The 23,639-nt window shown below is 64.6% G+C and carries 20 protein-coding genes; 9 read left to right on the forward strand and 11 right to left on the reverse strand.

From position 1 onward, the window contains the following. Position 1: 1 nt before the first annotated feature. Positions 2 to 859: an SDR family oxidoreductase gene (locus ACHMWQ_RS22520; protein ID WP_396309186.1), complete on the reverse strand. Its 858-nt coding sequence runs from the start codon at positions 857 to 859 to the stop codon at positions 2 to 4. 176 nt (positions 860 to 1,035) lie between these two features. Further along, positions 1,036 to 1,998, reverse strand: coding sequence for a dihydrodipicolinate synthase family protein (locus tag ACHMWQ_RS22525; protein WP_396309187.1), 963 nt, complete (start codon positions 1,996 to 1,998; stop codon positions 1,036 to 1,038). A gap of 276 nt (positions 1,999 to 2,274) precedes the next feature. Here ACHMWQ_RS22525 and ACHMWQ_RS22530 point away from each other — a divergent pair, with 276 nt between their 5' ends. Next, a complete protein-coding gene (locus ACHMWQ_RS22530; protein ID WP_396309188.1) occupies positions 2,275 to 2,997 on the forward strand; it encodes a GntR family transcriptional regulator in 723 nt (240 codons plus the stop codon). A 327-nt stretch (positions 2,998 to 3,324) separates the two neighbouring features. On the opposite strand, the gene ACHMWQ_RS22535 is transcribed toward ACHMWQ_RS22530, so the two are convergent. Beyond that, positions 3,325 to 4,497, reverse strand: coding sequence for an ATP-binding protein (locus ACHMWQ_RS22535; RefSeq protein WP_396309189.1), 1,173 nt, complete (start codon positions 4,495 to 4,497; stop codon positions 3,325 to 3,327). After that, the gene (locus ACHMWQ_RS22540; RefSeq protein WP_354551086.1) at positions 4,494 to 5,189 is read right to left on the reverse strand and encodes a response regulator; all 696 of its coding nucleotides are present in this window, start codon (positions 5,187 to 5,189) and stop codon (positions 4,494 to 4,496) included. Before ACHMWQ_RS22540 ends, ACHMWQ_RS22535 begins: the two co-directional genes overlap by 4 nt. Before the next feature lie 196 nt (positions 5,190 to 5,385). Between ACHMWQ_RS22540 and ACHMWQ_RS22545 the strand changes: the two genes are divergently transcribed. Together ACHMWQ_RS22545 and ACHMWQ_RS22550 are read left to right on the forward strand one after the other, a co-directional pair. Further along, the gene (locus ACHMWQ_RS22545; RefSeq protein WP_396309190.1) at positions 5,386 to 6,177 is read left to right on the forward strand and encodes a phosphatase PAP2 family protein; all 792 of its coding nucleotides are present in this window, start codon (positions 5,386 to 5,388) and stop codon (positions 6,175 to 6,177) included. 126 nt (positions 6,178 to 6,303) lie between these two features. Continuing rightward, positions 6,304 to 6,828, forward strand: a complete 525-nt coding sequence (locus tag ACHMWQ_RS22550) for a cupin domain-containing protein (protein ID WP_396309191.1) — start codon at positions 6,304 to 6,306, stop codon at positions 6,826 to 6,828. Positions 6,829 to 6,861: 33 nt separating this feature from the next. On the opposite strand, the gene ACHMWQ_RS22555 is transcribed toward ACHMWQ_RS22550, so the two are convergent. The 4 genes from ACHMWQ_RS22555 to ACHMWQ_RS22570 form a co-directional block, all read right to left on the reverse strand. Continuing rightward, positions 6,862 to 7,974: an ABC transporter permease gene (locus ACHMWQ_RS22555; protein ID WP_396309192.1), complete on the reverse strand. Its 1,113-nt coding sequence runs from the start codon at positions 7,972 to 7,974 to the stop codon at positions 6,862 to 6,864. After that, positions 7,974 to 10,724 (reverse strand): ribosome-associated ATPase/putative transporter RbbA, encoded by a 2,751-nt coding sequence (rbbA, locus tag ACHMWQ_RS22560; RefSeq protein ID WP_396309193.1) that lies wholly within the window; start codon positions 10,722 to 10,724, stop codon positions 7,974 to 7,976. The genes ACHMWQ_RS22555 and rbbA overlap by 1 nt, the downstream gene beginning before the upstream one ends. Beyond that, positions 10,721 to 11,791, reverse strand: a complete 1,071-nt coding sequence (locus ACHMWQ_RS22565) for an HlyD family secretion protein (RefSeq protein ID WP_396309194.1) — start codon at positions 11,789 to 11,791, stop codon at positions 10,721 to 10,723. Before ACHMWQ_RS22565 ends, rbbA begins: the two co-directional genes overlap by 4 nt. A 577-nt stretch (positions 11,792 to 12,368) precedes the next feature. Beyond that, positions 12,369 to 13,157, reverse strand: a complete 789-nt coding sequence (locus ACHMWQ_RS22570; RefSeq protein ID WP_396309195.1) for an SDR family NAD(P)-dependent oxidoreductase — start codon at positions 13,155 to 13,157, stop codon at positions 12,369 to 12,371. Between the two features lie 577 nt (positions 13,158 to 13,734). On the opposite strand from ACHMWQ_RS22570, the gene ACHMWQ_RS22575 reads away from it, so the two are divergent. Both ACHMWQ_RS22575 and ACHMWQ_RS22580 read left to right on the forward strand, forming a co-directional pair. Continuing rightward, on the forward strand, positions 13,735 to 14,163 hold the full coding sequence (locus ACHMWQ_RS22575) for a hypothetical protein (protein WP_396309196.1): 429 nt from the start codon (positions 13,735 to 13,737) through the stop codon (positions 14,161 to 14,163). Continuing rightward, positions 14,160 to 14,423 (forward strand): hypothetical protein, encoded by a 264-nt coding sequence (locus ACHMWQ_RS22580; protein ID WP_396309197.1) that lies wholly within the window; start codon positions 14,160 to 14,162, stop codon positions 14,421 to 14,423. The genes ACHMWQ_RS22575 and ACHMWQ_RS22580 overlap by 4 nt, the downstream gene beginning before the upstream one ends. Before the next feature lie 44 nt (positions 14,424 to 14,467). Here ACHMWQ_RS22580 and ACHMWQ_RS22585 read toward each other — a convergent pair whose 3' ends face one another. Beyond that, the gene (locus ACHMWQ_RS22585; RefSeq protein ID WP_396309198.1) at positions 14,468 to 15,652 is read right to left on the reverse strand and encodes a GGDEF domain-containing protein; all 1,185 of its coding nucleotides are present in this window, start codon (positions 15,650 to 15,652) and stop codon (positions 14,468 to 14,470) included. Positions 15,653 to 16,042: 390 nt separating this feature from the next. Here ACHMWQ_RS22585 and ACHMWQ_RS22590 point away from each other — a divergent pair, with 390 nt between their 5' ends. Continuing rightward, complete coding sequence (locus tag ACHMWQ_RS22590; protein ID WP_396309199.1) at positions 16,043 to 16,294, forward strand: GlsB/YeaQ/YmgE family stress response membrane protein; 252 nt, start codon at positions 16,043 to 16,045, stop codon at positions 16,292 to 16,294. A 184-nt stretch (positions 16,295 to 16,478) separates the two neighbouring features. Here the strand turns inward: ACHMWQ_RS22590 and ACHMWQ_RS22595 are convergent, their stop codons facing one another. Continuing rightward, positions 16,479 to 17,174: an alpha/beta fold hydrolase gene (locus ACHMWQ_RS22595; RefSeq protein ID WP_396309200.1), complete on the reverse strand. Its 696-nt coding sequence runs from the start codon at positions 17,172 to 17,174 to the stop codon at positions 16,479 to 16,481. Between the two features lie 17 nt (positions 17,175 to 17,191). Here ACHMWQ_RS22595 and ACHMWQ_RS22600 point away from each other — a divergent pair, with 17 nt between their 5' ends. Beyond that, positions 17,192 to 17,878, forward strand: a complete 687-nt coding sequence (locus ACHMWQ_RS22600; RefSeq protein ID WP_396309201.1) for a hypothetical protein — start codon at positions 17,192 to 17,194, stop codon at positions 17,876 to 17,878. 86 nt (positions 17,879 to 17,964) lie between these two features. On the opposite strand, the gene ACHMWQ_RS22605 is transcribed toward ACHMWQ_RS22600, so the two are convergent. Then, the gene (locus ACHMWQ_RS22605; RefSeq protein ID WP_396309202.1) at positions 17,965 to 20,769 is read right to left on the reverse strand and encodes an AMP-binding protein; all 2,805 of its coding nucleotides are present in this window, start codon (positions 20,767 to 20,769) and stop codon (positions 17,965 to 17,967) included. Between the two features lie 395 nt (positions 20,770 to 21,164). Between ACHMWQ_RS22605 and ACHMWQ_RS22610 the strand changes: the two genes are divergently transcribed. Together ACHMWQ_RS22610 and ACHMWQ_RS22615 are read left to right on the forward strand one after the other, a co-directional pair. Then, positions 21,165 to 22,385, forward strand: coding sequence for a glycosyltransferase family 4 protein (locus tag ACHMWQ_RS22610; RefSeq protein WP_396309203.1), 1,221 nt, complete (start codon positions 21,165 to 21,167; stop codon positions 22,383 to 22,385). Next, positions 22,382 to 23,638, forward strand: a complete 1,257-nt coding sequence (locus tag ACHMWQ_RS22615) for an O-antigen ligase family protein (RefSeq protein ID WP_396309204.1) — start codon at positions 22,382 to 22,384, stop codon at positions 23,636 to 23,638. The genes ACHMWQ_RS22610 and ACHMWQ_RS22615 overlap by 4 nt, the downstream gene beginning before the upstream one ends. Position 23,639: the final 1 nt, after the last annotated feature.

The following is a 23,639-nucleotide window of genomic DNA, read 5'->3' on the forward strand; positions in this document are numbered from 1 at the left end:
GCTAGAGGATCGGCTTGCCGCCGGTGACGGCGATCGTCGCGCCGGACACGTAGCTCGACAGCGGGTCGGCCAGCATGACATAGGCCGTCGCAAGTTCGACCGGCTGCGCCGGGCGCTTCATCGGCACCTGCTTGCCGAAATTCTTCACCGCGTCCGGCGGAAGCGTCGCCGGGATCAGCGGCGTCCAGACCGGTCCGGGCGCTACCGCATTGGCGCGGATGCCCTTTTCGGCCAGAAGCTGGGCGAGGCCGGCCGTGAAATTCTGGATCGCGCCCTTTGTCGTCGCGTAGGCGAGCAGGGTCGGATTGGGCGCATCCGAGTTGATCGATGCAGTGTTGATGATGCTGGCCCCCTCCGGCATGTGCGGAACGGCGGCCTTGGTCAGATAGAACATCGCATGGATGTTCACCCGGAACGTCAGCTCCCACTCCTCGTCGGAGATATCGCCGATATCGTCGAAGCTCGCCTGATGGGCGGCATTGTTGACGAGGACGTCGATACGGCCGAATTCCTTCACGGCGCGCTCGATGACGCTTCGACAATGTGCGGCGTTCTGGATGTCGCCCGGCACCAGGATGCAGGTCCGGCCGGCTTTCTCGACCAGTTCCTGAGTCGCCTTCGCGTCATTATGCTCGTCGAGATAGGAAATCAGCAGATCCGCGCCTTCGCGCGCATAGGCGATGGCGACGGCGCGTCCGATGCCGCTGTCGCCGCCGGTCAGGACGACCTTCTTGCCCTTCAGCCGGCCCGAGCCCTCATAGGACCTCTCGCCGTGATCGGGCACCGGGTTCATCTTGGCGGTGTCGCCGGGAATCGACTGCTGCGGGGTGTCGAAGGGAGGCTTGGGATAATCGGTCATAGGAACTCCGTTTTGGGGGCGCGGCATCCGCCGCCAGTCCCCGGGTCAACGGTACCCTGCCCCTATCGTTCCCCATGATTGACCTCTCGCCGACCCACAGGTCGTCCGAGGCCAGTGTCGATAACGCCACCGATGAAGGCCGCCGCCGTTGGCGGCGGCCTTCCGATGCTCGTTCTTTAGGCGGCGTGCTTTTGTGCGCCGGCGAACTGCTTGTTCCACTCGGCGTACCAGGTTTCGAACAGCGCCAGCTGCGCGGTCGCATAGTTGCGCTGGCTGTCGCTCAGCACGTCGCTCTCGTTGAAGTGCAGCGTGTATTCGGCGTCGCCCTTCAGCACCATCAGATGCTTGTAGTAGAGCACCAGGTCGACGCCCTCGTCGAAGGACGATAGCACCTTGAGGGCGCTCTCCAGTTCCTGCGCCCGCGCGCGCGCCGTCACGTCGCCCTTGGCGGCTGCCTTGCAGAGCGCGAAGAGATGCAGCACTTCCTTGGGCAGCGCATTGCCGACGCCGGTGATCGCGCCGGTGGCGCCGCAATTGACGAAGCCGTGGAACACGGCCGTGTCGACGCCGACCATCAGCGTGACGGTGTCGTCCCGGCTGGTGATGTTCTCGGCCGCGTAGCACATGTCGGCAGGGCCGCCGAATTCCTTGAAGCCGATCAGGTTCGGATGCTCGGCGCGCAGGGCGAAGAACAGGTCGGCGCGCGTGGCGAAGCCATAGTGCGGGCTGTTGTAGATCACGGCCGGCAGGTCGGGAGCGGCGGCGAGAATGGCCTTGAAATGATCGCGCTGCGCCGCCACCGAGGAACCGCGCGACAGGACGCGCGGAATGACCATCAGGCCCTGAGCGCCGACCTTCTGCGCATGGGCCGAGATGGCTACCGCGCTGGCGGTGTTGATCGCGCCGGTGCCGACGACCAGAGGGACGCCGGCCGCGACCAGGCGCTCGACGCCTTCCATGCGCTGCGCATCGGTCAGCAGCGGCCAGTCGCCCATCGAGCCGCAATAGACGACGGCCGACATGCCATGGGCGATCAGTTCCTTGCCCTTGCGCACCAGCGCGTCGAAGTCGGGCGAGCGGTCAGCCTTGCACGGCGTCATCAACGCCGGAATGCAGCCGGAAAAAATGGCTGATGTCATGGGGTTCTCCTCAGAGCCTGTTTTTCGGCTTCGCGGCGCACAGGCCCGAAACGGCATTGATCCTGACGCATCCTATCATTTGTATTTTAATTGTCGACACTCTTCCTACCATGCGAGGCGGCCCCGGCATTCCCCACCTAGAAGCGATCCCGCACGATGGCCCGCAAACTTCCTGCATCCGATTTCTCGACAATCGGAAGGAAAGGCATCGACACTTTTCACGCCACCGCGTTGTTGGCTAAGAAGGCGGCAGCGGAACGCGAGGGGCGGGTGACCATGACCAAACGGCAGGACGAGCAGGCGGTCGAAGCGGCCATGAGCCATCGCCGGGGTTCCGGGGTGGGCCATGTCTATGAGGCGCTGCGCAACGACATCATCGAACTGGTGCTGCCGCCGGGCAGCCCGATCGATGAAGTGCAGCTGGCGCAGCGCTTTTCGCTGTCGCGTACGCCGATCCGCGAGGCGCTCGTTCGTCTTGCGGCCGAAGGGCTGATCACGACGCTGCCGAACCGCGCCACCATCGTCGCCAACATCGATTTTCTCGGCCTGCCGCAGTTCTTCGATGCGCTGACGCTGATGTACCGGGTCACGACGCGTCTCGCCGCCGCGCATCATCGCGAGGAGGACATCCGGCGCATCGGGGCCTTGCAGGCGAGTTTCATCCAGGCGGTCGAAGCGCGCGACGCGCTCGCCATGATCGGCGCCAACCGCGATTTCCACCTCGAGATCGCGCGCGCCGGCCGCAACCGCTACTACACCGACCTGTTCACTCAGCTCCTGGACGAGGGCCGGCGCATCCTGCGGCTCTATTATTCCTCGTTCCACGACGTGCTGCCGCGCGAATATGTCAACGAACACGAGGACATGATCGCGGCGATCGTCGCGCGCGACATCGATCGCGCCGATGCCCTGGCAAGCGCCCATGCCGACCAGATCGTCCGCCACATCCAGGCGTCGATCACGGCCGACGGCCGCACCAACGCCCGCATTGCCATCTGACGCGGCTCGGATCGGCCGCGAGCGAGAAGCTCCGGCAGTCAATCCGACAATTTCAGGTGGGGATGGCGTCGCGATTCAATCGACAGTCGAGCCAGGGAATGGCAGAAGACGCGGCGTCAACAATGCCTAAGGGGGCTTGAGATGAAGAAGACCTACGCGAAGCCGGCACTCGAGAAGTCGGCAAGGCTGCAGCGCATCGCCGCGACGCTGCCGACGAGCGGCCAGCTCGAGTAAACGACCCAGATCCCGCCGGCTGGCCTGACCACTGGCGGGATTATCTCCCGATCGCTTGCACCTCCGTCGCGCATCCCAAAGCGACCGGCCGCGTCAGGGGCCCGCCTCGACGGGGAGGATGATCGAGACGATCGCGCCGCCGCCGGGGCGTTTGGCGAATTCGAGGCGCCCGTCATGCGCGGCGGCGATCGCCTTCACGACCGAAAGACCGAGACCGCTGCCGCCGGTTGCCCGCGAGCGCGACGTGTCGGCCCGCCAGAACAGATCGACAGACTCGGAAGAGACGTCTTCGGGCAGCCCCGGCCCGCGATCCAGCAGGCGGATGCAGGCTTCCTGGCCACCCTGCAGGCCCACTTCACAGCGCAGCACGCCCCCCGCTGCCGCGTAGCGCGTGGCATTTTCCACCAAGGCGAGGACGGCCTGCCGAAGCCGCGGCGCATCGCCGACGATCCGGACGGGTTGCAGTGCGGTTTCGACTGTCATGCCGGCCTTCTCGAGAAGATGGCCCGACGCCTCCAGCACCTGCCCCACCTCGACCGAAAGGTCGAGCGGCAGGCGTTGGGTGACCAGCTTCTGGCCTGCCGCTAGCGACAGCGTGCGCAGATCTTCGACCAGCGCCGAGAGCCCTTCGACCTGCAGCAGCAGCTGGACGATCCGGGTCCGATCGATGGGGAAGACGCCGTCGGCCATGCCCTGCAGGTTGCCGCGAAGAACCGTCAAGGGCGTCCGCAGTTCATGCGCGACGGCCATCGTGTTGAAGCGAAGCCGGCTTTCCATGCTTTCAAGCTCGCTCGCGAGCGCGTCGAACCTGCGGACCAGAAGCGCCACCTCCTTGGCGGCATTGCCGACCGGCCCCACGCGGACGCTGAAGTCGCCGGCGCGAAGGTTTTCGGTCGCGGCCGCCAGGACCTCGAGCGGTCGGCTGATCTTGCGCGCCAGCCAATAACCAAACAGGCTGCCAACGAGAGCCACGATCATGGCGAGCGCCAGGATCGTCAGCTGGCCCTCGGTTTCGGATTGCCTTTCGACCGTGGGCAAGCTGTTCAGCAGGGCGCGCACGCCGTCCTGCGTCGGCATGCGGCCGGCATTGAAGTCGAGATAAGCCGCCGACGCGTCGCTGGGCAGGCGATCGAGCGTTCGGCGCTCCAGCGTCGACTCCAGAGCGACTACGCCGAGAAATACCAGGATGACGCTGACGACCAGCAGCACCGCCATGGTCAGGGCGGTCAGCACGCCCAGCGGAACGCGTTGAAGCGTGAGTTTCATCGCGGATCCATGAACCGGTAGCCGACGCCCCGGACCGCGGCGAAGAAGCCCGGCGCGCCGAGGTCCTCCAGCTTGCGGCGCAGATTGGCGATGTGGGTATCGACGGTGCGCGCCATCGCGCCGCTATCCGGCAGGCAGGCATCCAGCAAATCGGCCCGGTCGAAAGCGTGCATGGGGCGGCGTATCATGTAGGCCAGGATGCGGAATTCGCTCAGCGTCAGCGGCAGGGACTGGCGATCGCCCGCTGTCACCACAAACGCCGCATGGGCATCGAGATCGACCTCGACCCCCTCGCAGCGAAGCACCGTCGTGCCCCCGCCATGGCGGGTGCGCCGCAAGACGGCGTTCACGCGGGCAACCACCTCCTGGGGATTGAAGGGCTTGACGACATAGTCGTCGGCGCCGAGCCGAAGTCCGGCCAGCCGGTCGAGATCCTCGGCCATGGCCGTGACCAGGATCGTCGGCGTCTGGCTCTCGCGCCGGATCCGCGCCAGCACTTCGAAGCCGTCGAGTTTGGGCAGGCGGATGTCGAGCAGGATCAGATCCGGCGACAACACGGCGTGGTGCGTGAGAGCGATCTCTCCATCGGCCGCGCGCACGGTGCGAAACCCGTCCCGCACCAGGTAGGCGTCGAGAATTTGGGCAATTTCCGGCTCGTCCTCGACCAGAAGAATGAGACCCTTATCGACCATGCCCAACCCCTCGCAACGCTCATCTTCCGAAGCGCCTTATGAGGCGGCGAGGTCCGGGTGGCAATTAACAGGACCGGGCAAACCGGCCGATGGGCCCCCTGTCGGGCGATTGCGCACCGTATCTCCGCCATTTCTTGACAGAACGCCACGATCGTCCCGCTCGCCCCGCCCTCCCCGGTTCCGAGTCACGGACGACATGACCCACATCAATCCCCTGCCGGCCTCCGAGGTCGACTTCCGCGCATGGCGCGCGGCCCTACACAGCGTTCGATCCTACATCGAGGCGAAGCCGGCGAAGGTAGCGGGCGTCCTGACGCTGCTGGCGGCCGTCCTCTTCATGGCCTTTCCGGGCCTGGATCTCGCCGTGTCGCACGGCTTCGCGACGGGGAACGGGGGCTTTCCGCTGTCCCGAGAACCGCTGCTGATCGCGCTGCGCGATTGGAACCGCGCCCTGCCCTTCCTGATTCTGCCGGGAGTGATGGCGCTCCTTCTCCTCCAGGCGATCGCTCCGCAGCGCTGGCTGCTTCGGCCGCACAAGGCGATCTTCTTCCTGGCGTTCTACGCGCTGGGGCCAGGCGTGCTGATCCAGTCTCTGAAAGGCCTTGTCGGCCGGGCGCGGCCGCATGAGATCCTGGAATTCGGGGGCAGCCTGCCCTTCACGCCCGCCTGGCAGGTATCCTCCGCCTGCGCGCGCAATTGCTCCTTCGCGTCCGGAGAGGCGTCCTCCGCCATCGCCCTCCTGGCCCTCGCCCTGCTTCTGCCGAGCCGCTGGCAGAAGGCGGCGATCGTCGCGCTCTTGCCCGTCGTGTTCGCCGTCTCCATCAACCGGATCGCCTTCGGCGCTCATTTCCTCTCGGATGTCGTGATGGCCTGGATGCTCCTGCTCTGGCTCATGGCCTGGCTCTGGCCTCTATTCTCCAGGAATGGCGAGCGGATCGATCGACGGTTCTGGCAGGGCGTCGGCTACCATCCGGTCCGCCGACGCTAGCTGGAGGCGACATCGCCCTCTTCAGCGGTTGATTTGGCCGTTCTTCCGTCTCGACGGAGCGCTATCATGGACGAAGAGGGGACGGCCTGAGCTAGTGGCCGCTCCGACTAGGACAAGGCAGATCCGATGAGCCAGAACGACCCTTCCGACAATCCCGCTCGGGATCACGACCACCGGCACGATCCCGCGGCCACGCCGCGCTGGAAACATGACGGCGTGCGCGTCATCAAGGGCAACCAGCTCGACGACAACACGGCCCAGACGCCGGGTATGTACCGGCAGGCGGCGATCAACCATGCCCGCGTCGGCGCGCAGAAGATCTGGGCTGGCACGGTGCAGATCGCGCCCAACGCCAAGACCGGCGTGCATCATCACGGCGAACTGGAAAGCGTGATCTTCGTGGTCAAGGGCCGCGCCCGGCTGCGCTGGGGCGATCGGCTGGAGTTCGTCGCCGAGGCCGAAGCGGGTGACTTCATCTTCGTGCCGCCCTTCGTGCCGCACCAGGAAATCAACGCCGATCCGACCCAGACGCTGGAATGCGTGCTGGTCCGTTCCGACAATGAGGCGGTCGTCGTCAATATCGACACCGTCGATCCCGTCGAGAAGCCAGAGGAAGTCTACTGGGTCGACCCGATCCACAAACATCCGTAGCGGATCGCGCCAGGGCGGCGGCCCGCGCGCGGCTCAGCCCAGAAACTGGCGAAAGCGGTTCAGCGAGAAGGTGAAGAGCGCGACGCCGATCGCCAGCAAGGCCACGAGTTGCGGCCAGACGACGCTTATGCCCGCGCCGCGGAAGAGGACGGCTTGCGAGAGCATCACGAAATGGGTGGTGGGCGCCGCGAACATGATGATCCGGATGATCTCGGGCATGCTCTCCCGCGGCGTGACACCGCCCGACAGAAGCTGCAGCGGAATCAGCACCATCATCACGAGCAGGGCGAATTGCGGCATCGAGCCGGCAACGGTGGCCAGGAACATGCCGAGGCAGGTCATGGCGAAGATATCCAGAGCGGCGGCCGTGAGGAACAGCAGCAGCGACCCGTGGATCGGCACCGCCAGCAGGCCCTGCACGACGACGAGCAGGCAGAAGGTAGCGGCCACGAGCACGACCAGTCCCATCGACCACAGCTTGCCGACCATGATCTCGAAGGCGGTCACCGGCATCACCAGCAGGTGCTCGATCGTCCCGTGCTCGCGTTCGCGGATCAGCGCGGCGCCCGTGAGGATCACGGACAGCATCGTGATCGCCTCGATCAGTTCGTTGATCGCGCCGAACCACCTTTTGTTCAGCTCCGGATTGAAGCGCGCGCGCAGGTCGAGCCCGACGGGAAGCTGCGTCTCCTCCCTGTGGCGCGCCAGGAACTCGCTCACCTCACCGGAAACGATCGACTGCACATAGCCTCCCCCGGTGAAGGCCTGGGTCATGCGCGTCGCATCGATGTTGAGCTGGATGGTCGGCGACCGGCCGGCGAGAAGGTCGCGTTGGAAGTTGGGGGGAATGTCGAGCGCGAACGTATCCAGGCCTTCATCCATCCGGCTGTCCATCTCGGACTGCGAGATCAGCTTCGGCTCGACGAAATAGGGCAGGTAGAAAGCGCTCGCGATGCGGTCGGAGATGGCCGACCGGTCCTCGTCGACGATGGCGATGGGCGCGCGGTTGAGCGTCTCGGGCAAGGCGCGCGAGGCGGTGTAGACCTGCAGCGAGAAGGAATAGGCGATCAGCAGGAGCAGCGTGACGTTCCGCAGCAGGACCCGCAGTTCCTTGACGCCCAGCTGAAAGATGTTGGTCAGTCGCATCAGCGGGCCTGCTTTCGGAGGAAGGCGACGCTGAGGCCGATGACGAGGGGAACCGTGATCAGCAGCGGGACAAACGCGCCCCAAAGATCATGGAAACCAAGCGCTTTCGAAAACACCCCGCGCGAGATCGTCATGAAATAGGTGGCCGGGTAGATCTGCCCGATGAACGCGCCCGCCCCCTGCAGCGACGAGACGGGATCGATCATTCCCGAATATTGCGACGCGGGGATCATCGTGAGCAGCACGGTGGCGAAGATCGCGGCGATCTGGCTGCGCATGAAGGTCGACAGGAAGAAGCCCATCGATGTCGCGATGACGACATAGAGGAAGGCGGCGGCGGCATAGGTCGCGAAACTGCCGGTGAAGGGCACCCGGAAGCCGTAGACCGCGAAGGCCGTCAGCAGCAGGAAGTTGAGCATCCCCAGCGCGACATAGGGGATTTGCTTGCCGATCAGGAATTCCATCCGCGTCACCGGCGTGACGTAGAAATTCGTGATCGACCCAAGCTCTTTCTCGCGCACGACGCTCAGGACCGCCAGCATGGCCGGGATCATCAGGAGCAGCATGGGAATGATGGCCGGCGCCATGGCGTCGAGGCTGCGGACATCCGGGTTGTAGCGGTATCGGACCTCCAGCTGGAAATCGCGCTGGTCCGCCGCCTTGCCATAGGCCTCGCGCGCCTTCTGGGCGAGCCAGGTCGAATGCATTCCCTCGACATAGCCGCGGATCGTCTCCGCCCGCGTCGGCATGGCGCCATCGATCCAGGCGCCGACGGTGACGTCGCGGCCGTGCGCGAGATTGCGCGCAAAGCCCGGCGGGATCTCGAGCGCCAAGCTGATCTCGCCGCGCTCCATCCGCCGGTCCATGTCGGCATAGCCGGTCAGGGGCGGCTTCTCCGTGAAGTAGCGCGAACCGGAAAGCTGGAGCGCATAGTCCCGGCTAATGGCGGTGTCGTCATGGTCGAGAACGGCGAAGGACAGGTTCTCGACATCCATGTTGATGCCGTAGCCGATCACGAACATGAGCAGCAGGCTGCCGATCGTCGCCAGGGTCGCGCGGATGGGATCGCGCAGCAGTTCCACGCTCTCGCGCTTCGTATAGGCCAGCATCCGGCGCGGATCGAACAGGAGGCGGGCGGCGCTCTCCTCGGCATGCCTGGAATCGCCAACGACCAACGGCGCGGGCGTGGCGTTGCGGGCCGTATCGCCGGCCGCATCCTCCAGATAGCGGATGAAGGCGGCTTCCAGGGTCGGCGCCGAGCGGCTGGCCACGATCGCCTCGGGCGTGTCGCTCACCAGGACCTTGCCCGCATGCATCAGGGAGATGCGATCGCAGCGCTCGGCCTCATTCATGAAATGGGTGGATACGAATATCGTCACCCCGTCGCGGCGGGACAACTCGATGAGGATGCGCCAGAAATTGTCCCGCGCGACCGGGTCGACGCCCGATGTCGGCTCATCGAGGATCAGAATATCCGGCGAATGGATCATCGCGACCGCCAGCGACAATCGCTGGCGGATACCGAGCGGCAGTTCGTCCGGCAGCGCGCCCATCTGCTCGATCAGGCCGAACTGTCGCGCCACCTCCGTGATCCGCGCCGGGATGCCGGCCTCCGGCAAGGCAAACAGCCGGGCATGCAGTTCCAGGTTCTGGCGGACCGTGAGCTCGGAATAGAGCGAGAAAGCCTGCGACATGTAGCCGACGCGGCGGCGGATCTGGATGTCGCGCGGATCGACCTCCCGCCCGAACAGCCGGACCCGCCCGGCGCTCGCCGCGAGCAGGCCGGTCAGCATCTTCATGGTCGTGGTCTTGCCGCAGCCATTCGAGCCGAGGAAGCCGAAGATCTCGCCCCGTGCAATCCGGAAGCTGACATCGTCCACGGCCGTGAAATTGCCGAAGCGCTTCGTCAGGTGCTCGGCCTCGATCGCCGGTTCGCCGTCGGCGGCCGGCAGGCGGGCGGGTCGAACCACCGCCTCATGACCTTTTGACGCCTCGGCGGGCAACAGGGCGATGAAGGCCGCATCCAGGTCCGCGGCGCCTGTCCGGGCCAGCAGTTCGCCGGGCGTGCCGGTCGCGAGCACGCGCCCGGCGTCCAGGGCCACCAGCCAGTCGAAGCGCGCGGCTTCCTCCATATAGGCGGTGGCCACGATCACGCTCATGCCGTCGCGGTTGGCGCGGATGCGTTCGATCAGTTCCCAGAACTGCTTGCGGGACAGAGGATCGATGCCGGTCGTCGGCTCGTCGAGAATGAGGAGGTCCGGATCATGGATCAGCGCGCAGCAGAGCCCGAGCTTCTGCTTCATCCCGCCGGAAAGATTGGCTGCCCTCCGGTCGGCGAAAGGCGCCAGCCCGGTGCTCTCCAGCAGCGCGCCGATGCGGCGTTCCCGTTCCTTTCGGCCGAGGCCGAACAGGCGTCCGAAAAAATCGACATTGTCGAAGACGGAGAGCGACGGATAGAGGTTCTTGCCCAGCCCCTGCGGCATGTAGGCGATGCGGGGACAGGTGCGCCGGCGGTGGGCCGCATCCGCCATGTCGCCGCCGAGCACGGTGATGCTGCCGCGCTGGATCACGCGCGAGCCCGCCACCAGGGACAGGAGGCTCGATTTTCCGACGCCGTCGGGTCCGATCAGGCCGACCACGCAGCCGGACGGGATATCCAGCGTGATTTCCTGCAGCGCCGCGAGCGACCGATAGGTCTGGCCGACGCCCTGCAGCCGGACGACCGGCTCGGGCGGCGCTCCAGGCTTCATTGGAGCAGGTTTCCCTGCAGAGCGGCAGGCCACTCGGCCTTTGGATCCAGCTTGACATAGGCCGTGCCGGGCAGGCCGGTCTTCACATGCTGGACATATTTGCGCAGCAGCTCCGGCTCGATCCTGGCCTTGACGCGGAACATCAGCTTCTGCCGCTCTTCCTCGGTCTCGACCGTCTTGGGCGTGAACTGCGCCACGTCGGCAACATAGGTGGCCTTGGCCGGTATGACGTATTGCGGCGCGGCATCCATGATCAGCCGGACCTCGCTGCCGATCGCCACGCGCCCCGCCTCGGCGGTGGGCAGGAAAAAGGTCATGTAGACGTCTTCGAGATCGACGAGGTTGATCACCCTGCCGCCGCTGCCCAGCACCTCGCCGGGTTCGGCCACGCGATATTGAACCCGCCCGTCGCGCGGCGAGCGGAGGATCGCATCGTCGATTTCCGTGTCGATCGCCTCGGTGGCGGCGCTGGCCGCTTCTCGCGCCGCCTGGGCGTCGACGACCAGCGCCCGCGCCGTATTGATCGCCGCGTCGCTGGCTACCAGCTGCGCTTCGGCGGCGGCCACCGCCGCGGCGGCGCCGCGTTCGGCCGCCCTGTCATCGTCCAGGGTCTGCTGCGAGATCGTGTTGCTGGCGGCGAGCTTCTCCGAACGCTTGAACCGCTGCTCCGCCGCATCGCGCTCGGCCTGCCTCTGGCTGAGGACGGCTTCAGCGGTCTTCTTCTCGGCCTGCCGCTGGGTGACCAGCAGATTGGCGGTATCCACGGCGATCCGGGAGCGTTGCAGCTGGGCCTCGGCTTCGCGACGCTTGGCCTGCAGCTGGGCCGTGTCCATGCGCGCCAGCACGTCGCCGGCCTTCACGAAATCGCCCTCCTCCGCCAGGATCTCCTTGATGCGTCCCGGCGACTTCGCCGAAATGTCGATTTCAACCGCTTCAATGCGGCCGTTCGCGCTCGCTATGCCTGCGGGCAAGGCACCGTCGTTAGATCGCTGCCAAGCATAAAACGCGATTCCGGCGAGCACCACCAGCAGACCCACGATCAGCCAGTTGCGTTTGGCATGGCTCATACTGGAATTGTCATGGCCTCGCGGACATGCCCCCTCGAAACGGCCTGAACAAGACGGAGAGGCGCCTCTCCCGATCTGTCATCCCGAACGCTTCCTCTTCACGAGATCAGCGATGGGTCCTCAGAGGTGAAATACATCTACTCCGAACGCAATACAGAGACTGGACAAATTGCCTTAACGAAGCCTGCGAAAACAGTGGTTGCTTTTTGCCAGCACAAGCCCGGGTTGCGCCTTGGGGTAATCTGGAAGATATCGCCACGATCGGCAATCCCCGTCGAGTAAATGTGATGCGCTGCAACGGACCGGTTCGCCGGCGGCCGAGCCAGTCGCGGCTTGGGGCCGTGCATGCCCTTCATGCATGGCGAACGTGCCGACGCCGCCCAAGCCAGCTTGGTTCAGCACCTTTGCGCCCTCGGGGAGGTCCACCTGTTCGACGAGCGCATGCCAAGCCTTGGGCCACCCGCGGGATGGATACCGCTTCGATCATGCTCAGCTTGGTAGGCTTGAGCGCGACGGCGGCGGCCCCATAGGCTCCGGCGGCAAATGCGGCGAGGTCAAGCCGCTGGGCCGACAGCCGTCAGCTGGCGGCGCGATAACGCTCGGCGGCGCGCGCATTGGCGAAGCCGGGGAGCATCGCCTGGCGGGCGGCCTGGTAGCTGTCCCACTGCGCCGCATCGGGAAGCGGCGGAATGGTGATCGTCTCCCGGCGGTCGAAGCCCACCAGGGCCGCATCCACCAGTTCGTCCACGCGCATCATCGTGTGCAACGTGCTCGTGTCGGCGCCTGCGCGCTGCCAGATTTCGGTCGCGGTGGCCGCGGGCAGCACGGCCTGGACATAGACGCCCTTGGGCGCCAGCTCGTGGGTCATGCCCTGCGAGAGGAATGTGACGAAGGCCTTGGTGGCGCCATAGACGGTCTGGCCAAATTCGGGAACGAGGCCGACGACCGAGGCGATGTTGATGATCGCGCCGGAGCCGGCCTTCGCAAAGCGACTGGCGGCGACATTGGCGAGCCGGACAACCGCCGTCGTGTTGAGCGCAACCAGGCGTTCGATATCGTCGAGCGATTGCTCGTCAAACGCCCCGGAAAGAGCCGCGCCGGCATTGTTGATCAGGATGCCGATCGTCTCGTCCTCGCGCAGCCGCGCTTCGACCCTGGCCAGATCCTCCCGCTGGGTGAGGTCGGCCGGCAGAATGTCGATGGCGACGCCGGTATCCTGGCGCAGCCGGGCGGCGAGCGCCTCCATGCGGGCGCCGTCGCGGGCAACCAGGACCAGATCGTGCCCCCGCCGGGCGAAGCGATCGGCATAGGTCGCGCCAATGCCCGACGAGGCGCCGGTGATGAGCACGGAAGGCAGCTTGGTCATAAGGGATCTCTCTGCTGATTAAATGATGGTCGTCATCATTGTTGGCAAATATGATGGAGATCATGTAAATGTCAACGGCCGGGCGACGGAAGGGCACGTCGCGTTCCGCATGGCTCCGGGAGCGCGTGCGACGCCGAGGCTTTGAGGACCTGGGAGGGGTTGCCGCGAATTCGCTCGCACACTGTCTTCATGACAGGCGCAGTGGAGCGGCGGCTATATCGGAAGCCTATTCTGGAGACGATAGTTTTGGCGAGCGGCAGACCAAGTGTTTCGTGACGCTTCCGCTACGGCATGCTACTCTCCAAGTTAGCCGTAGCGCCAGCCGGGTAGCTGAACCCTCAAAAGGGCTACCGATATGACTTCAACAGCCATAGACGCGCCAGTTGAGTGCCCATATCGCCCGATCGAGAGAATGGACACGTCTCCCTGCGCCGGAGGCAACGGCCCGGGACACGCGCGTTCCTGGTTCAAGGTCGCGCTGGTCGCAGTCCTGTTCGGGGCCGGAAGCGCCCTCGCCGAAGACCGATCCGCCAGCACCGAGGCCCTGGCCAAGGCGGCGCAGAATCCCGTCGCGGACATGATCAGCCTCCCGTTCCAGTTCAACACCAACTTCGGCTACGGGGCCTACGACAAGACCCAGGAAGTCATCAATATACAGCCGGTCATCCCGATAAACCTTTCGCCGGACTGGAACCTGATAACCAGGACGATCGTGCCGGTCATTTCGCAGCCGCAACTCACCCCGGACGGCGAGCGAACCTTCGGCCTCGGCGACACGACGGCCAGCGCTTTTCTCTCCCCGGCGCACTCGGGCAAGTTTATCTGGGGCGTCGGGCCGGCCTTCCTGCTGCCGACCGCCACGGACCAGGACCTGGGCACCGGCAAATGGGGCGCTGGACCAACCGCCGTCGGCCTCATCATGGACGGACCGTGGGTCTACGGCGCGCTGATCAACAATATCTGGTCGTTTGCCGGCGACCCGGCCGGAAGGACGCCAACCAGATGACGCTGCAGCCTTTCGTGAACTACAATTTCAAGGACGGCTGGTATCTTTCATCGTCACCGCTGGTCACGGCGGACTGGAACGCCGACAACGACAATCGCTGGACGCTGCCGGTCGGCGGCGCGTTTGGCCGGGTCTTCCGGATCGGCAAACAGCCGGTCAATGCGCAGATCGGCGCCTACTATAATGTGATCGCTCCCGACGATATCGGACCACAGTGGCAAGTCCGGGCGCAGTTGCAGTTCCTCTTCCCCAAGAAGTGAAGGGCTGAGATCGCTTCAGGTTTCCGAAGAAGCTCCGCCGCCCACTAGGCCGGCAGACGCAGGGAAACGTCCGGCATGCTCTGAACCGGTTCCGGCAAGGTTCGGTTCCGCCCCGCGTTCTTGGCCTCGTAGAGCCAGCCATCGGCTTCCTTGTAGAGGTCGCCCCACGGCCCGCCTGCGGTGGTGGCGATACCGAAGCTGGCCGTGACGGGGCGAGAGAGGTCGAGATCGGAAAAATCCGTCCGGGCGATCGCCTCCCGAAGACGCTCGGCGCAATCATAGGCTTCCGCGCCGCTCGCCCCCGCGAGATAGATCGCGAACTCTTCGCCGCCCAGACGACCGACCGGATCGTCCGCCTCCGAAGACGTTCGCAAGATGGTCGCGACGCGTTCCAGGACGCGATCTCCGACCGCGTGACCATGGGCGTCGTTGATGGCCTTGAACTGGTCGACATCGCAAACGACCAGGGACGCGCGCGAGCCGTGGCGCATGCGGCGCGCCTCCACGGCCGCCTCGAAGCCGCGGCGGTTGAGGACCCGGGTCAGGTGGTCGCTGTCCCGCTCCCGGCGGAGATCGTCGATCAGGTCCGAGATGGCCGCCCCGATGATCGCGAAGGCGAGACTGGACCCCAGCACCGCCATGGACAGTTGCAGCGCCTGCCAGAACACGGAATTGCCAAAAGCCTTGGCTCCGGCGGGCGCCGAGAAGCCGATGGTGAGCAGCGTGCGCGGGAAGAAGTGAACGGCAAACAGCAACAGGGTCCAGAACAGGATCCGATCGGCAACCCGCCCCTTCCTCAGGTCGGCAAGCCGGATGGCCGCGACAAGCAAGATCAGCCCGTATCCAAAGTTCTGGATGTAGACGCGCGCGATCAGGTTCCGGTCAACATAGAAAAAGTACCACAGGAGCGCCGAAATGGTCAGGACCAGCGCCAGATTGACCAGCATCTTCGAGCGTCTGCCCGATCTCGAAAGCACGCCTTCCGAGACGGCGATCACGGCACAGGTGTAGATCGTGCCTGAGACCAGAGCATTGATGCCGGTATCGGGCGGCCAATACAGAATCTGCGACGTACTGCCCAACGCGAACAATCCGCAACCGGCCGCCAGGAGCAACAGATAGGGACGCTTCCGCTCGACGAGCCATGTGCAGACAAAGGCAATGGCGAAGACCAGGATCAGGCTCGGAACGATCAGCGAAAGTGTGATGCGGATAACCGTTCCGTCCATCTGGATTTGACCCCCGTCACTTCCGCGCGCCACAGCAACGCTGGATCGCCCTCTGAAACGCTAGCGCAACCGCTATAGGGGCGAGACTCCAGAAGGCATAGCGAAAAGGCCCGGGCTGCATCAAAACGCCGACGGATTGTGGCGGACCCGCCTCTCAACGCGCCCGCGCACCCGCCCCGGCGGATCGAGCCGCGTTGGCGACCGTCCAAGAGAACTCGTCTCCAAATCCGGCGCCGTCCGGCACGAAGGAATAGTGGCGCAAGTGATACCCTGAAGACACAGGCCGACTCCCAAGCAATCGGACATTCACCCTAAGCCGGTGCAGTAACTTGCCGAGTGTCGAGCGTCATGCCTCAATGATCGAGTCGATTGTCGACTAGGAGGCCAAGCATGGACGACAGAAGCATTGGTTGGATTGCTGCGATCATCATCGGCGGTTTGGCCGGCTGGATCGCTTCTATGATCATGAAGAGCGACACCGGGCTCTTGCTGAACATCATTCTCGGCATCGTGGGTGCCATCGTCGCCAGCTTCCTCTTCGGGCTGATTGGCGTCGGCTTCTCGGGCTGGCTCGGCTACCTCATCGCAGGCCTGGTCGGCGCCTGCATCCTGATCGCCATTGGACGAGCGGCCCGGCGCTAGCGCCCCTCCCTCTTCCAGAAAGAGCCCGCCGGGCGGTCCCGGCGGGCCGATTGTGGCCAGGCGCCGCCGTTGCAAAAGGGGCTGGTTGTTCAACCCGTCACGAACACAACTTCTGAAACCTTCGCCTGCGACGTTCGTGTCCGTGTGATCCCTCCAGAAGGCAGCCTGTCGCGGACGTCGCCGGTTACGCCCGCATCCATGTCACCAAGGCTGAAGACACCCGATCGGGCTGTTCCAGCGCCGACGAGTGACCGCAGTCCGGAACGATGACCAACTCGGCCCCCGCAATGGAAGCCGCGATCTCCTTCGAGTTTTCCGGCGGGATGAGTTTGTCGTCCTCGCCCACCAGCACGAGGGTCGGCACATGGATCGCCGACAATTCCGGACGGGAGTCACGACGACCGATCGTGGCCTCGGTTTGGCGGGCGAAGCCATCGAGGCCGACAGCCAGCCCCATCCGTCTGTTGACCGCCCGCAGACCGGCATCCGCATGGCGAGCGGGGTGCATGATCGAGGTGAGCGCTTCTTCGACCCATGCTGCGAAGTCGCCCTGACGCGCCTGGACCAGCATCGCCCGACGTCGGTCCGATTGCTCCGGCGTGTCGGGTCGGGCGGACGTGTCGAGCAGCGCGAGTCTCGCCACCCTTTCCGGTGCCTGGCGCATGATTTCCATGCAGACATATCCGCCCATCGAAATGCCGGCCAAGGCGAAGCGCGGCGGGGCATCGCGCAGGATGGAGGAGGCAATCCCCTCCATGGTCTCTCCGCCGAGGGTCGACGCGACAGTAACCGGTCCGAACGACCATAAGGACGGGATCTGTGAAGCGAACACCTCTGCGGAACACAGCAGGCCGGGCACGAAAACGATCGGGGGGGTCAAATCCGCCTCCGAGAGCCATGAATCTGACTTGGACTAACCCTCCTCGGATCCTGAAGTACTCCGGTGGCGACTTTGTCATCGGGCAAACGAGCCTCGCGGCGGTGACACAGCAAATCAACGACCTCGCCCAGAGCAATGCCGACCTGTTGGCATTGAGCACGAAGACCGCGCGCGAGATCGCGACCGTACCGAGGCCTCCCGGAGGTGGCGGTGGTGGCGGCTCAGGTGGGTATGGAAACTCGACCAGTTGCATGACCGACGATGAAAAGAAGGTCATTGGCTACTTCGGTGAAGCCATTGCGTTCGCTTTGCTGAAAGCGAAATTCGGGCGAAACCGCGTCGTCGACTACGGGTGCTGGAAGTCGGAGTATCGCGTCCACGCGTGTGGCGAGAAAGGCGAAGACTGGCTCGGATACGATTTTGAGATCCAAAGCGGAAGAGCCACATGGTTCTTCGAAGTCAAGGCGACGTCGATTGCCGATCCCGGCGACCTCGGGCTGATCGAGCTGGGTTCGACCGAGATCGCCAAAGCCGAAGTGTGCCGGGCCGAGAGCAGATCTCATTACCGAATACTGCGTGTAACCCACGCGTTGAGGCTAGAACGAGCCACGTTGACCGTCCTTCCAAATCCTCGGAGCGACGAAGGGCTCAAGTTCTACACGGAGCAAAAAACTGCTGGTGTTCGACTCCACTTTCGCATGTAGCGGTCGCCCGAAAGCCGACGCCGGCATTTGAATTTCCGCTCGAGGCCACTGATGGCAAAAATGGTAAATTACCACGAGTGTCACTGCTAGGGGGCGACGTGCGAGGTCACCGTCGTTTGCACATCCCCGGTGATGAAAGCACGCACAATCAGTGGGCGATTGTAGCCGAGATGCGGATCGACGAGCATATCAAGATGGCCACCCACGATTGAGATGATGTCGAGGCGGTCAAAGAAGCAGCCCCAGCCGAGATCCGACGACAGATGCCGACGGTCGCAGCGAAACAGAGTGGCAGTGATCGGCAACAACGACTTCGGCTGCGCGAGCCAACGCCAGAACGCCTGCATCCGCAGAACATCCTCAAGCTCCAACCGCAGCAGGAAACGGGCCCTGGCGAGCGGGTACCAGGCCAACCGCTCCAGACAATTGGCGAGCCACGCCTCGTGCCCATACCTGACGCAAGCTTTGGCAATCGCTCGGCACAGCAGCCGGTCAAAGGTCATCCGGTGTGTTTGGATACGCTGCGTCGTGCGGGCTATGGTCTCGCGATAGTCGTGGGCGACCGGCTGTATGTTGGTGTCGAGGATCCCGAGGAACTTGATCTTCCGCCCGGTCGCAATGAGCCGCTCGGCCACTTCAAAGGCCACGGCGCCACCAAGCGAATAGCCGATCAGAGCCACGTCCCCCTCAGGCTGGGCCGAGCGGATCTGCTCGAACGCCGTATCGGCCATGACGGAAATCGACTCGTTACCGGCCAGAATGTCGACAAGGTCCGGATAGCGCACGGCAACAACACGAGCGACATCGCCCATCTCCGCGCCGAAAGCCGCCAGACTCGGACCGTAGCCGATTGACCCGGGCAGCATGAACAGGATCGGCAGCGCGCTACCAATTTCCTGCGCGACGCCCCTGTCGGAGCCGGAGGCGGTGACGGCGTGGACGATATCGGAGAAGGTCATGTCCACAGTGAACGCCTCCAGGCCGAGTTCCCTTTCGAGTCGAACTTCAAGCTCCATCACCAATTGCAACAGCGTCAGCGAATCCCCACCCGCCTCGTCCCAGCGACCGTCCGTCACGCCTCGCTTGAGCACAGCCCTCCAGGTCTGCGCCACCACATGCTCGACGCCATCCGTCCCGGCCTCTTCCACAGATACCGGCGCATCGCAGCTATTGATCGACGCGTCGTCCTGAATGCGAAGCGTGGCACTATCGACCTTGCCACCCCGAAGCCGCGGTATTTCTTCGACGCAGTGCAGCCGTGTCGGGTGAATAGCAGATGGCAGCGACGCCCGGATACGATCGCGCAGGACCTGGACGAAGTCAGAACCGGCGCCGACCTCGGGAACGACGAAGGCGACGATCTGGTTGGCGGTCGTTACGATGGCGACGGCGTCGCGAACGTCCGGAGAGCGACGCAAGACAAGCTCCAATTCCGCCGGCTCGACCCGCCGACCGTAGATCTTGACCAGACGCCCCTTCCGGCCCGCGATCCAGGTGAGGCCATTCTCGTCGATACGGACGAGATCATCTGTCGGGAAGATCCGCTGCCTCGGGTCGCCCGGCTCCGCTTGAAGCGGAGCGACGCGCCCGTTTTCCCAATAGCCGAGCATCGTGTGCCGGCTCCGGATCCACAATTCGCCCTCGCCACCCGGCGGCACGGCCTCGCCGTTCTCATCGATGACCGCATAGTCGATGCCGGGAACCAGATAGCCGACGGGAACCGTCGCGCCCTGTTCCGGATAGTCGCGCGGCAAGAACCACTGCGTTCCCGTCGACTCGGTCGAGGAATAGCTGACCTGGACAAAGCAGGACTCGCCAACCGCCCGTCGGATCACGTCTATGTCAGACCAGAGTACTGACTCGCCACCGAGCCGCGCGATGCGAAGCGACGAAAACGCCCCGGCTTGCGCATCCCTCATCAGGACACGCATCAAAGCCGGCACGATATAGGTTATCGTCACGTGCCGCGACTGCATTAGATGGCGGACCAAGCGTATTCCGGCGCTCTCGATGTCGACGACAAAGAGCGTTGCACCCGACAGGATCGAAGTCAGCATCTCGCGGCAGCCTGCTATTGTCGCCGGGCCGGTGAGCGGCATGAAGATGTCGTTCGGACCGATATGGCAGGCGTTCACGGACTGCCGGACGCGTTCAAGGATGCTGCGCTGGCTGCTGACAATGCCCTTCGGCACGCCGGTGCTGCCCGACGTATGCAGGACGAGTGCAGGCGCATCGACAGAGACCTGTCGCGATAGCGCCGCGAGATCCCCCGCCTTTGCGGCCGCCAGACAGTGCGTCGGATCGATCCACCTCCCATGTCCTCCGGTCACCGCGAAAGCGAGATCCGAGCGGTCGCTCACAATCGCGGACAATCGCGCACTGACGAAAACCCCCTTCAGTCGCTCGGGCGGATCCCGCGGATTGAGCGAGACGGCCGGTCGACCAGAGGCCATCGCGGCCAATACCGCGACCGGATACCAGGTGCAATTACCCAAGAGTACCCCGACGGCCTCCCCCGGGGGAACCGTTGCAAGGATGGTGCTGGCCAAGCTTGCCACCGCGCTCAACAATTCCGAATAGCTGAGCGGGGTGATGCCGTCGTCGACCGCCAACTTGTTTCCCTGATTGGCGGCGATCTGTTCCAGATGCGCGAACGCGACCGTATCGGAAAACGCCTCATCCAGCTTCACGAAGGAACCAATGGGTCCATTCAGATCGAGGGGAAGTTCTGGCGCCGCCAACCAGGCGGGGCGGGGAACGTCGCTCCCCCTGCTCGCAAGCTTACCACCGCCTTGACCTACGTGGTTTGCCGGAGATACCGCCTCAACATCAAGGGACGAGGTCATGTCGGCTGAGTGCATCAAGCGACTGCGTGACTCGGCATTAATCATGCGCAGCTCCAGCTTTGACTGAATAGGTGTCGCTGACGTCGTACGTGAGCGCACAACGCATCGCATCGTTTGAACGAATGACGCGCCGGCGTCTGCCGAGTGTTCAAGCGCAGGCCGAGGGCACGGCGCCCCTGATCCGTCAATTCGGGCTGAGGGACGTTCTGCGATCCGCCGCTATTCGGGCAGTAAAGGGCCGACGGCGAGACTGGCTTCGCCAGCCGGTAGTCGAAGGCGGGCCTCGACGTAGACCTCATGCGAATGAACGAGGACAGCGATCCCGCATGCTCCTAGCCTGATTTCGAGAGGGGGACGCGAGACCTCCGGCTCTTGGCGTCGAAACCGACGGCAGTCCCTTCTCGCCAGCCTGCGTGCCGGGATCCGCTTGGAGAGCAAGAATGCATCCGCATCTGGTTTGCATTGGCGGCGAGGACCATGCCCTGCGGATACCGTTTCTGCTCGCGCTGCGCGAACGGGGCTTCCAGGTGACGGCGGTCTCGAGCGGCGATGGCGCTGAATTCGCCCGCTACGAACTGCCTCACCGGCGATATGCCTTCGATCGCTTCGGCAGTTTTGGCGGGGGCTGGACGGCAATCAGGCAGCTGCGCGGACTGATCAAGGAGCTGCGGCCGGACCTGGTCCAGAGCTTCGACACCAAGCCTAATCTGCTGACGCCGCTGGCCGCACGCGGTGCCGTCCCTGTCATTCGCACCATCAACGGCCTCGGCTGGGTGTTCTCGTCGACGGAGCCGCGTGCCCTCGCCCTGCGACCCGTCTTCTGCGGCCTGCAACGGCTCGTGTCACGATGGACCACCGTGACAGTGTTCCAGAACCGGGAGGATCAGGCCTTCTTCAGGCAGCAACGCCTGGTCGATCCTGAGACGAGCCAGTTGATCGGAAGCTCGGGCATCGATGTCGATGCCTTCCTGGCCGCGCAAAAAAACGGCCCCTCCCCGGCTGAGCTACGCCAACAGCTGGGACTGGGATCGGCCGAAATCGTTCTCTTTGTCGGCCGGTTGACACGCCAGAAGGGCATTCCAACGCTCCTGAAGGCGGTCCCTGCCGTCCTGACCCGGCGCAGACAGTTCCGCCTCCTGCTCGTCGGGCCCCGCGACTCGGAGGGCCCCTTCGCCGTCGATCAAGCCGCCATTGATGATCTCGCGCCGCATGTGATTGCGCTGGGCGCGCGCCGGGACGTCCCGACGCTTCTCGCCATGGCGGACGTGTTCGCCTTTCCGACGGAATACCGTGAGGGCGTTCCCCGTGTGCTGCTGGAAGCAGGGCTTGCCGGCCTGCCCATCGTCGCCACCCGCATGCCGGGCTGCAACGACGTCGTCGAAGACGGGCGAAACGGCTATCTCGTTCCTCCCCGAAATCCCGAAGCTTTGGCGGCATCGATCGTAGACCTTCTCGCCGATCCGGTCGCCGCGAGACAGATGGGCGCCCGCTCCATCGCGCTCGTGCGCGGTCGCTACGATCTGGCGCGCGTGGTCGAGCAATATCGCGATGTCTACCACCGCGTCTTGAACGGCAACCCAACCGGCGACGCGACACGCGCCGCGGAGCCGGTCGCAGCCGAGGCTGGAGCTTCCCCTAAGCTGAGCGCAGGCCGCCAATGACACGCGACGCGCTCCTCGCCACCGGGATTGTGATGTCCTACGCGTCACAGCTTGAGCTGCCCGGCCTGCCGTTCGGCCCTGGTGAACTTTGCTTGTTTCTCTGGATTGCACTGTCGCTGGGACGAATCATGGCCGGCGGTGCCTTGGAGGTGACGCCGGCCGCGGTGCGCCTTGTCTGTTTCTGGGTCATCCTGACGCTAGCGCTCGGGGCGGGCACCCTCACCGGCTATTTCACGGACATCCTCGACCTCGCGGGCATATCGCACGACAGCATCGCGTATCTCCTGCTGGCCAGCGTGACCTGCCTGGCGGCAGCGGAGCCGGACGCAGATCACCGCCTGCGCTGCTGTGCATGGTGGGTGGTAGGCATCGCCAATGCGACCTTCATCATTCAGGTCGGGCTGGCATCGGGATGGCTGCACCAGCCCGGAATCGAGCCTTGGTATTGGGATCGCTTTCGCGGCTGGTCGTTGAATCCAAACCAGATCGCCCTCTATTGCGCTGCGTTCGGCCCGCTCGCCCTGCATCTGGCAACGACCACTAGAAAGCCTGTCGCCAGGGTGCTTGGCTTCGTCGGCATGATCCTGCCGTTCTATGTCGGACGACTGACAAAGAGCGATACCTTTCTGTACACCTCGGTGCTGGCCTGGCTGATCTTCCTCGGCCTGCGCCTCCGCTCCTGGCTCACGGTGAGGCGAGGAACCGCCAGTCTGGGTCGACAGGCCGCCATTGTCCTGGTCATGGCGTCCCTTCCTCTGACCATGGCGCTCGCTCCCTTTGGGCTGGCGAAACTCAGCGACGCGGAGAGCTTCGCCAAGAGCCTGACCAAGGACAAAGGCGGCGAGGCAACTGCGGAAACCGCGGAATTGCGCCTGACACTGTGGACCGAAGCGCTTCAGCGGGGCCTCAAATCCGCGTCGCTCGGACTGGGGCCGGGGCCGCATCTCGAGCGCCCCAACATCCACGGGAATGGCGACCTGCCCCGTCCATTCGAGGCGCACAACACATTCCTCGATCTCTACACCCAGGGCGGCATCGTCGCGGTCGGCGCGCTCGTCTGGCTCATGGGCACCGCCGCGTTCCTGGTCTGGCGGGCGCGGCTCGATGCGCTGCTGGCGCTCATGGTGTCGCTCGTCGTCTTCAGCCTCCCCCACCTGATCATTCGACATCCGATCATGTGGTTCGTCCTGACCCTCTGTCTCGTCGCGGGTGGCGCCCCGACGACAGATGCAGCCTCACCCCCTAAAGGATGAT

The organism is Kaistia sp. UC242_56 (assembly GCF_044452255.1).
Taxonomy (GTDB): Bacteria; Pseudomonadota; Alphaproteobacteria; order Rhizobiales; family Kaistiaceae; genus Kaistia; species Kaistia defluvii_A.

What these genes read in the sequence shown, in the direction of transcription:
- ACHMWQ_RS22540 (WP_354551086.1), bottom strand. Translation starts at nt 5,189, where the DNA reads ATGGTCGATAAGGGTCTCATTCTTCTGGTCGAGGACGAGCCGGAAATT.
- ACHMWQ_RS22520 (WP_396309186.1), bottom strand. Translation starts at nt 859, where the DNA reads ATGACCGATTATCCCAAGCCTCCCTTCGACACCCCGCAGCAGTCGATT.
- ACHMWQ_RS22605 (WP_396309202.1), bottom strand. Translation starts at nt 20,769, where the DNA reads ATGATTAATGCCGAGTCACGCAGTCGCTTGATGCACTCAGCCGACATG.
- ACHMWQ_RS22585 (WP_396309198.1), bottom strand. Translation starts at nt 15,652, where the DNA reads ATGGACGGAACGGTTATCCGCATCACACTTTCGCTGATCGTTCCGAGC.
- ACHMWQ_RS22610 (WP_396309203.1), top strand. Translation starts at nt 21,165, where the DNA reads ATGCATCCGCATCTGGTTTGCATTGGCGGCGAGGACCATGCCCTGCGG.
- ACHMWQ_RS22575 (WP_396309196.1), top strand. Translation starts at nt 13,735, where the DNA reads ATGATCAGCCTCCCGTTCCAGTTCAACACCAACTTCGGCTACGGGGCC.
- ACHMWQ_RS22565 (WP_396309194.1), bottom strand. Translation starts at nt 11,791, where the DNA reads ATGAGCCATGCCAAACGCAACTGGCTGATCGTGGGTCTGCTGGTGGTG.
- ACHMWQ_RS22600 (WP_396309201.1), top strand. Translation starts at nt 17,192, where the DNA reads ATGAATCTGACTTGGACTAACCCTCCTCGGATCCTGAAGTACTCCGGT.
- ACHMWQ_RS22590 (WP_396309199.1), top strand. Translation starts at nt 16,043, where the DNA reads ATGGACGACAGAAGCATTGGTTGGATTGCTGCGATCATCATCGGCGGT.
- rbbA (WP_396309193.1), bottom strand. Translation starts at nt 10,724, where the DNA reads ATGAAGCCTGGAGCGCCGCCCGAGCCGGTCGTCCGGCTGCAGGGCGTC.
- ACHMWQ_RS22530 (WP_396309188.1), top strand. Translation starts at nt 2,275, where the DNA reads ATGACCAAACGGCAGGACGAGCAGGCGGTCGAAGCGGCCATGAGCCAT.
- ACHMWQ_RS22535 (WP_396309189.1), bottom strand. Translation starts at nt 4,497, where the DNA reads ATGAAACTCACGCTTCAACGCGTTCCGCTGGGCGTGCTGACCGCCCTG.
- ACHMWQ_RS22580 (WP_396309197.1), top strand. Translation starts at nt 14,160, where the DNA reads ATGACGCTGCAGCCTTTCGTGAACTACAATTTCAAGGACGGCTGGTAT.
- ACHMWQ_RS22545 (WP_396309190.1), top strand. Translation starts at nt 5,386, where the DNA reads ATGACCCACATCAATCCCCTGCCGGCCTCCGAGGTCGACTTCCGCGCA.
- ACHMWQ_RS22570 (WP_396309195.1), bottom strand. Translation starts at nt 13,157, where the DNA reads ATGACCAAGCTGCCTTCCGTGCTCATCACCGGCGCCTCGTCGGGCATT.
- ACHMWQ_RS22615 (WP_396309204.1), top strand. Translation starts at nt 22,382, where the DNA reads ATGACACGCGACGCGCTCCTCGCCACCGGGATTGTGATGTCCTACGCG.
- ACHMWQ_RS22525 (WP_396309187.1), bottom strand. Translation starts at nt 1,998, where the DNA reads ATGACATCAGCCATTTTTTCCGGCTGCATTCCGGCGTTGATGACGCCG.
- ACHMWQ_RS22555 (WP_396309192.1), bottom strand. Translation starts at nt 7,974, where the DNA reads ATGCGACTGACCAACATCTTTCAGCTGGGCGTCAAGGAACTGCGGGTC.
- ACHMWQ_RS22550 (WP_396309191.1), top strand. Translation starts at nt 6,304, where the DNA reads ATGAGCCAGAACGACCCTTCCGACAATCCCGCTCGGGATCACGACCAC.